The 7138-nt window shown below is 62.1% G+C and carries 10 protein-coding genes; 9 read left to right on the top strand and 1 reads right to left on the bottom strand.

From position 1 onward, the window contains the following. The 7 genes from QZ501_RS14390 to alr form a co-directional block, all read left to right on the top strand. Window positions 1-246 (top strand): TrmH family RNA methyltransferase (locus tag QZ501_RS14390; RefSeq protein ID WP_295720479.1); only part of this gene is annotated, 246 nt, incomplete at its 5' end. 85 nt (window positions 247-331) lie between these two features. Continuing rightward, window positions 332-769 carry a 30S ribosomal protein S6 gene (rpsF, locus tag QZ501_RS14385; protein ID WP_095617961.1) on the top strand — a complete coding sequence of 146 codons (438 nt, stop codon included), beginning with the start codon at window positions 332-334 and terminating at the stop codon, window positions 767-769. A gap of 30 nt (window positions 770-799) precedes the next feature. Further along, complete coding sequence (gene rpsR, locus QZ501_RS14380; protein ID WP_095617960.1) at window positions 800-1030, top strand: 30S ribosomal protein S18; 231 nt, start codon at window positions 800-802, stop codon at window positions 1028-1030. Between the two features lie 18 nt (window positions 1031-1048). Continuing rightward, on the top strand, window positions 1049-1900 hold the full coding sequence (locus QZ501_RS14375) for a hypothetical protein (RefSeq protein WP_151440865.1): 852 nt from the start codon (window positions 1049-1051) through the stop codon (window positions 1898-1900). A gap of 15 nt (window positions 1901-1915) precedes the next feature. Continuing rightward, window positions 1916-2362, top strand: a complete 447-nt coding sequence (rplI, locus tag QZ501_RS14370; RefSeq protein WP_095617958.1) for a 50S ribosomal protein L9 — start codon at window positions 1916-1918, stop codon at window positions 2360-2362. Window positions 2363-2393: 31 nt separating this feature from the next. Continuing rightward, a complete protein-coding gene (gene dnaB / locus QZ501_RS14365) occupies window positions 2394-3788 on the top strand; it encodes a replicative DNA helicase (protein WP_095617957.1) in 1395 nt (464 codons plus the stop codon). Beyond that, complete coding sequence (gene alr / locus QZ501_RS14360; RefSeq protein ID WP_295720471.1) at window positions 3788-4870, top strand: alanine racemase; 1083 nt, start codon at window positions 3788-3790, stop codon at window positions 4868-4870. Before dnaB ends, alr begins: the two co-directional genes overlap by 1 nt. On the opposite strand, the gene QZ501_RS14355 is transcribed toward alr, so the two are convergent. Beyond that, complete coding sequence (locus tag QZ501_RS14355) at window positions 4871-5227, bottom strand: hypothetical protein (protein WP_095617955.1); 357 nt, start codon at window positions 5225-5227, stop codon at window positions 4871-4873. 140 nt (window positions 5228-5367) lie between these two features. Here QZ501_RS14355 and QZ501_RS14350 point away from each other — a divergent pair, with 140 nt between their 5' ends. Both QZ501_RS14350 and QZ501_RS14345 read left to right on the top strand, forming a co-directional pair. Further along, window positions 5368-6195, top strand: coding sequence for a sugar nucleotide-binding protein (locus tag QZ501_RS14350; protein ID WP_095617954.1), 828 nt, complete (start codon window positions 5368-5370; stop codon window positions 6193-6195). A gap of 81 nt (window positions 6196-6276) precedes the next feature. After that, on the top strand, window positions 6277-7138 hold an 862-nt coding region (locus QZ501_RS14345), incomplete at its 3' end, for an efflux RND transporter periplasmic adaptor subunit (protein WP_295720465.1).

Here is a 7138-nt window from a genome sequence, read left to right as displayed (position 1 = left end):
TTCACCGGCACCTCGGATGCCGCCGAGGCGGGCATCCACGACCTGGATCTCACCGGCCCCATGGCCCTGGTCATGGGTGCCGAGGGCAAGGGCATGCGCCGTCTCACCCGCGAGCACTGTGATCAGCTGGCCCATCTCCCCATGGCCGGACTGGTCAGCTCACTCAATGTCTCCGTGGCCACCGGCGTCTGCCTTTTTGAGGCCCGTCGCCAGCGTACGATTGCATCAGGCGTACACGGGGCATAAAATGTGCGATCCCGTTTCACGGGGTCAACACCACTCCTTGCTTTCGGCGACGGATCGGAAGCTGCTCAAACCGTAAGGAGCGATAATGCGTCATTACGAAATCGTGACACTGGTTCATCCTGACCAGAGCGAACAGGTGCCCGCCATGATCGAGCGCTACTCCAAGCTCGTCACCGACGATGGCGGCACAGTCCACCGGGTCGAGGACTGGGGGCGGCGTCAGCTGGCCTATCCGATCAACAAGATCCACAAGGCCCACTACATCCTCATGAACATCGAGTGCACCCAGGAGGCGCTGGGTGAACTGCAGCACAACTTCCGGTTCAATGACGCGGTCATCCGCGATCTGATCGTGCGCAAGGATGAGGCGGTAACTGAACCCTCGCCCATGAAGGCGGCCGAGAACCGCGAGGAACGGGGCGACGACAAACCGCGCCGGCAGACAACCTCCGGTGATTCCGGGGAGACGGAAACAGACAGTTCCGACTCCGAGACCGAAGAAGCCGGCGAAAGCGCCGAGTAACACGCATCAGAGAACTGAGGATACCGATTCATGGCTCGTTTTTTCAGACGTCGTAAGTTCTGCCGTTTCACCGCGGAAGGGGTCAAGGAGATTGACTACAAGGATCTCGACACCCTGCGCAGCTACATCACTGAAACCGGCAAGATTGTACCCAGCCGGATCACCGGCACACGTGCCCGCTATCAGCGGCAGCTGGCAACAGCCGTCAAGCGCGCCCGCTACCTGGCTCTGCTGCCCTACGCCGACAGCCACGACCAGTAACGGCCATCGGGTTAGCTGATGCAGCGTCTGGCCGAATTCATACTGCGGGGCCCCATGCCTGCGGCCGTTGTTGCGGTCGGGGGTATGGTCCTGCCGTTCCTGTTCTGGCTGGGTGCTGCGGCAGTTGGGCTCGTAACGCTCAGACTGGGGCCCCAGAAAGGGCTGGTTACCGGGCTCTGGGCACTGCTGCCGGGCGCAGCCTGGCTCTGGGTCGGGATGGATCCGGCACCGCTGGTGGTGCTGCTGATCACAATGGTCATCTGCAGCGTGCTGCAGATGACCGTTTCCTGGGAAAAAGCCCTTCTGGCCGGGGCCGCGCTTGCAATAGGGATTGCCCAGGCACTGCCGCTGGTGGCGCCGGCATTTTTTGATCAGTTGATCACAACGGCCCAGCAGGTTTACGGCGACATGAACGCCGGCATGATGGAGAACCTGCCCGAGGATGTGGATCCGGAAAACGTGATCCGCACCATGATGATCGCGGTACTGGGGGTTCTCAACTACGCGCTGGCCATTGCGGCGTCCCTGCTTGCCAGGGGGTGGCAGGCCCGGCTCTTCAATCCGGGTGGTCTGCAGGCGGAATTCCATGAATTCCGGCTCTCGGCGCCGACGGCGCTGGGACTGCTGGTTCTCATGGCGGTCGGCGAGTTCGTGGGGATCAATGGAACGCTGCTCCTTCTGGTGCTGGGTGTTCCGCTGCTGCTTGCGGGCCTCGCCCTGGTACATGGCACGCTCGCCAAACGCGGGCTCGGTACCGGCTGGCTTGTGGGCTTTTACATCGCCCTGGTGGTGCTGGTTCCATGGTTATTTCTGGTGCTGGTCTTCGCGGCCGTCATCGACAGCTGGCTTGATATCAGACAGCGACTTTAGACAGAGGTTATTGGGATGAACGTTATACTGCTCGAAAAAATGCACAAGCTCGGGGATCTGGGTGACCAGGTGAAGGTCAAGCCGGGCTTCGGGCGTAACTACCTTGTTCCCTACGGCAAGGCGGTTCCCGCCACCGAAGAGAACATCAAGGCATTTGAGGAACGCCGTGCAGAGCTTGAGAAGGCTGCTGCTGAACGGCTGAAGGCCGCTCAGGCCCGTGGCGAAGCGCTTGAGGGCAGCTCCGTCACCATCGAAGCCAAGGCCGGTGAGGAAGGCAAGCTGTTCGGCTCCATTGGCGTCCGTGATATTGCGGAAGCGGTTTCCGCCAACGGCACCGCTGTCGAAAAGAGCGAAGTGCTGCTGCCGGAAGGCCCCATCCGCATGACCGGCGAGTACGGGATCACGCTGCAGCTGCATACCGATGTGCAGGCAACGATCCAGCTGAACATCGTCAAGGGCTGAATCCGGCCCGGAGCAGGGGAGTGCCCGGCTGATGGCGCAGGAACCGGAAGCTGACGAGCGCACCAGCCGCGTCAAGGTGCCCCCGCATTCCATCGAGGCGGAACAGGCCGTTCTTGGCGGCCTGATGCTCGATAATGCGGGCTGGGAGCTCGTGGAAGGGCTCATCACTTCCGGGGACTTCTACCGCTCCGAACACCGCCTGATATTCCACGCCAGCGAGCGGCTGATCGCCAATGATAAGCCGCTTGATATGGTCACCGTGGGCGAATGGCTCGAGCAGGCCGGAGATCTGGATGCCTGTGGCGGGCTTGAGTACCTCGGCCGACTGGTCGAACAGACCCCCGGTGCGGCCAACCTTCGAAGTTACGCCGAGATCGTCAAGGAACGGTCTGTTTTCCGGCAGCTGATCGAAGTCTCCGGCCATATTGCCGATTCCGCATTCAACCCCCAGGGGCGTTCCAGCGCCGAGATTCTGGATGCCGCCGAAAGCCAGGTATTCCGGATCGCTGAACACCAGGTCCAGCAGAGTGGCGGCCCCCGTGAGATCAATCCCATCCTCAGGGAAACCCTGGAGCGCATCGAGTCGCTGTTCGAAACCGAGGGTGGGCTGACAGGGCTGACCTCCGGTTTCAAGGATCTGGATGACATCACCTCCGGCTGGCAGCCCTCGGATCTGGTGATCGTGGCTGCACGCCCTTCCATGGGTAAGACCGCGTTCGCCATGAACCTGGTCGAGAACATGCTGATGGCAACCGACAAGGGCTGTCTGGTGTTCAGCATGGAGATGCCGGCGGATGCCATCGTGATGCGGATGCTCTCGTCCATTGGCCGGATTGACCAGACCCGGATCCGTAACGGGAGCCTGGAACAGGATGACTGGCCGCGCCTCACTTCCGCCATCAGCCTGCTCAAGGACAAGCCGCTCTATATTGATGACACGCCGGCGCTCAGCCCGACCGAAATGCGCTCGCGTGCGCGGCGTATTGCCCGGGAGATGGACAGCCAGGGAAACGAGCTTGGCATGATCATGGTGGACTACCTGCAGCTGATGCGGGCGCCCGGCAATAACGAGGGCCGTACCGCTGAGATCTCCGAGATCTCGAGGGCTCTCAAGGGCCTGGCGAAGGAGCTCAACTGCCCCGTGATCGCGCTGTCCCAGCTCAACCGGAGCCTGGAGCAGCGGCCCAACAAGCGCCCGGTCAACTCGGACCTGCGCGAGTCCGGGGCGATCGAGCAGGACGCCGATGTGATCGCCTTCATCTACCGCGACGAAGTCTACAATGAGGACAGCACCGACAAGGGCATCGCTGAGATCATCATCGGCAAGCAACGGAACGGCCCTGTCGGGAGCATTCGGCTGGCATTCCTCGGTCAGTACACCAAGTTCGAGGACCTAGCCTACGGGGATTACGGGGGCGACTATTAATGCCGCGCCATACTCGGGCCCGTATCGATCTGGACGCACTCAGGAGTAACTTCCGGAAGGCCCGGCAGCTTGCCCCCGAGTCGGCCTCCATGGCGGTGGTCAAGGCCGACGGTTACGGGCACGGTCTTGAGCCGGTGGCCCGGGTTCTGGCCGGGGAGACTGACTGCCTGGCCGTTGCCACTGTCGGGGAGGCACAGCGCCTGCGCGATGCCGGCATCACCACGGCCATTGTTCTGCTTGAGGGCGTGCATGAGGCGGCGGACTGGCCGGTTGTTTCGGCGCTGGAGCTGCAGCCTGTTCTGCACAGCTATCACCAGCTGGCTGGGGCTGAAGCCCTGAACGGGGAGGTGCCGGTCTGGATCAAGTGCAACACCGGTATGAACCGTCTGGGTGTGGCGCCGCAGGAGGTCGCGGCCTTTCGGCAGCGCCTTGAGACCCAGCCGGGTCTGCGGGTGGTCGGTCTCCTTTCCCACTATGCCTGTGCGGATGATCTCTCGGATCCCATAACCCGACGTCAGCAGGCGTGCTTTCAGCGCATCCGGGATGACCATTCGGAGCTGCAGGTCAGCCTCGCCAACTCCGCGGCTCACTTCCATGACCCGGCACCGGACTGTGACTGGACGCGCCCAGGGATCATGCTGTACGGCGGGACGCCCCTGATTGGCACGACAGGGCCAGCACTCGGCCTGCAGCCGGTTATGATCCTGGAGTCCCGGATCATCGCCGTGCGTGAGCTGGCAGCGGGTGAGTCAGTGGGTTATGGCGCCACCTGGGTCGCGGAAGCCGACTGCCGCATGGGGATTGTGGAGATCGGGTATGGCGATGGTTACCCCCGGCACGCCCCCAGCGGGACCCCCGTGGCAGTGGCTGGGCATCGGTGCCGGCTTATCGGCCGGGTTTCCATGGACATGATCGCCGTGGATCTGAGCCAGTGCCCGGAGGCGGAAACCGGTACACCGGTCGAGCTCTGGGGGCACCATGTGGGTGTTGATGAGGTGGCCGGCATGGCCGGCACCATCAGTTATGAGCTGCTGACCGGGGTTTCCCCGCGGGTCCCCCGGACATACTTGGGCGGCGGCTGATCAGGCGTTGCTCTCGGGTTCGAACAGAACCTCTTCCAGGAAGACCAGGATGCCCTCAATGTGCTCGTCGTCCGCCTTCTTGAGCACGTTGTGGATGACCATCCGGGTGCCCTTGAGCATGCTGCTTATGCCCATGCTGGCCATCTTCTGGAGCATGGAACCGGCATTCATCCGCCGCAGTGGTTCCAGAAAGAAGAAGTCGGTGCCGGTTTCCGTGAGTTCCATGATCAGGTTGTAGAGGTCGTCCCGGCGCTGTTTGCTCACGCCGTTGCTGCGGATGTCACTGATGACCTCGAGGGCCTTCTGGTACTGGGCTTCCGGCAGGGGGGCTACCAGATGGTGCTGATGCTTGGGCATTGGTCATACTCCTTTGTGTACAAGTGTTTTGTATGGCCGCCATTACACGCATTGCATCAATCTTGGGCATTGGCTGAAATGGCGGTTATGCTGTCGTATCGTGCAACCCGTCACATTCTGGACCTGCAAGCGACCCTGTTTTGAAGATACTGGTGGTTTACGAACCGGGGGAACTCGGTGAAGCGCTGCTTTCAAGGCTCGCTGCGGCTGGGCTCGAACCCACGCCGCTGCTGTTGAGCCGTCCCTCGGATGTGGCACTGGATCAGCTTCAGTCCTGGGTTGAGCCCTGTTTCGATCTGGTGATCAACGCCATCACCAGTGTGGATGCGGAGCAGGCCGAGCCGGTGCCACAAGAGACGCGACACCGCCTGCATGACCTGCCGGTGGCACTGGCGGAAAGGGCCGCTTTTCATGCCATTGCCATGATGAACCTGTCCAGCAGCCAGGTTTTTGACGGGCGCAAGCAGCAGCCCTACATCAGCAGTAATCCGGGCAATCCGCTGTCCGTTCTGGGCCAGTGCCAGTGGGACTGTGAGCAGTCCCTGCGCAGTCGGCTGCCGCGGCATCTGATCCTGCGTACCGGCTGGTCGCTGGAGCGGTTGCAGGAGCGTGTGCGTAGCCACGATCCGAGCGAACCCCTCTGCCTGAGCAGCCGCTATCGGGGGCAGCCTACCACCTGGTCGGATTGCGCCCGGGTCATGACCGCCGTTGTCCAGCAGTTGGACTGTGGCGCGGAGGCCTGGGGAACCTACCAGTACGCCGGCTGTGACACCCTTTCCCTCTACGATCTGGGGCTGGAACTCCTTGAGGAGCTCCCGGAGACACAGCGTCCGCATCTGATTGACGAAGAAGATGCCTGGATGCGGCTGGAACCCGCCAATGCCGTGCTCAACTGCAAGAAAATCCGTCATACCTTCGGCATCCAGCAGTTGTCCTGGCGCCAGGTCCCTGCGGCAACGAAACCATGACGAGCCCGTAACGAAAGAGTAGACTGAGCGTCCTTTTGGGCGCTCTGTCGCAGCCCTGTATCAACGGGTCAGGATGACGTTATGTCTACTTCAAGCCGATTCATCGTAGTCACCATCGGGCTGGTGATCGTTTTTGGCGGGATCTTTGGCTGGAAAGCCTTTGAATTCCGCATGATGCAGCAGCAGCTCAGCAAGGAAAAACCCCCCGCCGTCATTGAGGCGGTTCAGGCCGGAACCCGCGAATGGGTGCCCTCGTTGAATTCCGTGGGGAGCATCCGTGCCGTTAACGGCATCAAGGTCGCGAATGAGCTTCCCGGTGTGGTTGAGACCATCCGCTTCGAGTCCGGTGACATGGTCGAGAAAGGCGATGTGCTGGTGGAGCTGGATGTGGAATCCGATCGTGCGGCCCTGGAGACCCGGAGGGCGGAAGCCGAGAGTGCCCGTCGGACCTTTGAGCGGGTGTCGAACCTGGTTGAGCGGAATGCGGTTTCCCAGGCCGAGTTCGATGAAGCAGAGGCGGCCTACGACGCGGCCCGGGCCCGGGTCAGGGAGCAGGAAGCTCTTCTGCGCAAGAAGATCCTGCGCGCGCCTTTCGATGGCAAGACCGGCCTGCGGCTGGTGGATCAGGGCGAGTACATGCCCACTGGGACCCCGGCGGTGGAGATCAATATGGTGGATCCCATCTACGCCGAATATTCCATACCCGAAAAACACCTCAGCGGTGTCGAGGTGGGAGACCGCGTAACCGTATCGGTGGCCGCCTACCCGGATCGTGTGTTCGAGGGTGAGATCAGCGCCATCAACAGCTCCGTCACGGCGGAAAACCGCTCGGTCCGTGTGCGTGCGACCCTTGAGAACGGGGACGGCGCCCTGCGGCCGGGGATGTTCGCGGACGTCCGCACCCTCGAGCCCGAGCCTCGCGAGGCGGTGGTGGTTCCGCGCA

This window comes from uncultured Halovibrio sp. (genome assembly GCF_913056445.1).
GTDB classification, from domain to species: domain Bacteria; phylum Pseudomonadota; class Gammaproteobacteria; order Pseudomonadales; family Oleiphilaceae; genus Halospina; species Halospina utahensis_B.
This window is presented reverse-complemented; position numbering and strand designations above follow the sequence as displayed.

Bases quoted from the DNA above. Each gene is read 5' to 3' on its own strand.
- rpsF (WP_095617961.1), top strand. From the start codon at position 332: ATGCGTCATTACGAAATCGTGACACTGGTTCATCCTGACCAGAGCGAA.
- QZ501_RS14375 (WP_151440865.1), top strand. From the start codon at position 1,049: ATGCAGCGTCTGGCCGAATTCATACTGCGGGGCCCCATGCCTGCGGCC.
- rplI (WP_095617958.1), top strand. From the start codon at position 1,916: ATGAACGTTATACTGCTCGAAAAAATGCACAAGCTCGGGGATCTGGGT.
- rpsR (WP_095617960.1), top strand. From the start codon at position 800: ATGGCTCGTTTTTTCAGACGTCGTAAGTTCTGCCGTTTCACCGCGGAA.
- QZ501_RS14355 (WP_095617955.1), bottom strand. From the start codon at position 5,227: ATGCCCAAGCATCAGCACCATCTGGTAGCCCCCCTGCCGGAAGCCCAG.
- alr (WP_295720471.1), top strand. From the start codon at position 3,788: ATGCCGCGCCATACTCGGGCCCGTATCGATCTGGACGCACTCAGGAGT.
- dnaB (WP_095617957.1), top strand. From the start codon at position 2,394: ATGGCGCAGGAACCGGAAGCTGACGAGCGCACCAGCCGCGTCAAGGTG.